2 protein-coding genes are annotated in these 728 nt (G+C 73.9%); both read right to left on the bottom strand.

Features of this window, described 5'->3' with window-relative positions; genetic code table 11:
* On the bottom strand, nucleotides 1–217 hold a 217-nt coding region (locus NS184_RS16855), incomplete at its 3' end, for a DinB family protein (protein ID WP_152998308.1).
* 10 nt (nucleotides 218–227) lie between these two features.
* A partial coding sequence (locus NS184_RS16850; RefSeq protein ID WP_058727221.1) for a MarR family winged helix-turn-helix transcriptional regulator occupies nucleotides 228–728 on the bottom strand: 501 nt, incomplete at its 5' end.

Below are 728 nucleotides of genomic sequence, written 5' to 3'. Positions count from 1 at the left end.
CGACCCAGCCGTCCGCGGTCCACACCTGCTCGGACCCGGCGAGGTCTGCGACCTGGGTGTCCTGACCGCGTGCGGCGTGCCAGGCGAGCCAGGCCAGGGTGTTCGCACCCGCGGCCGGACGTGCGGCGAGCTGGTCCTCGGAGAGTCCGTCGAGGGCACGGCCGATCGTCTCGGGCACGCGGGAGAACGCATCGGTGAGGAGTTCGGAGGGCGTCATGCCCGTGACGCTACGCGCGTCCTGCGAGGGCGGAACCGACCCGATCGAACACCTCCGCCAGCGCGAGGCGGTCGGCGGGCGGCACGGACTCCGCGAAGATCGTGCGCCAGGGTCCGCCGATCTCCTCGGCGACGGTCGACCCGGTCGGTGTCAGGTGCAGGAGGATGCTCCGGCGGTCGTTCGGGTTCGGTCGACGCTCGAGGTGCCCGCGCTGCTCGAGTCGGTCGATGAGCGACGTCATCGCGCCCGTGGACAGCTGGAGGAACGCACCGGCTTCCTTCGGCGTCATGCCCTCGCCGTCGGCTGCGGCGAGGTGGAAGACCAAGCGGATGTCGGTCGGCCCGAGACCGTGGGCCGCACTCGCGCGCTCGAGCGCCTGGGTGTGCTGCGCCTGGAACAGCCGGAACGCGTCGACGAGCCGGTCGAGATCGGCGCCCGGCGCTGCCGCGACGACGTCGGGCGAGGTGGGCGCCGGGGGCAGCGCGTCGGCCCGGCGGGCGGGGAGCACGGG

This window comes from Curtobacterium luteum (genome assembly GCF_001475545.1).
Classification (GTDB): domain Bacteria; phylum Actinomycetota; class Actinomycetes; order Actinomycetales; family Microbacteriaceae; genus Curtobacterium; species Curtobacterium luteum_A.
This window is presented reverse-complemented; position numbering and strand designations above follow the sequence as displayed.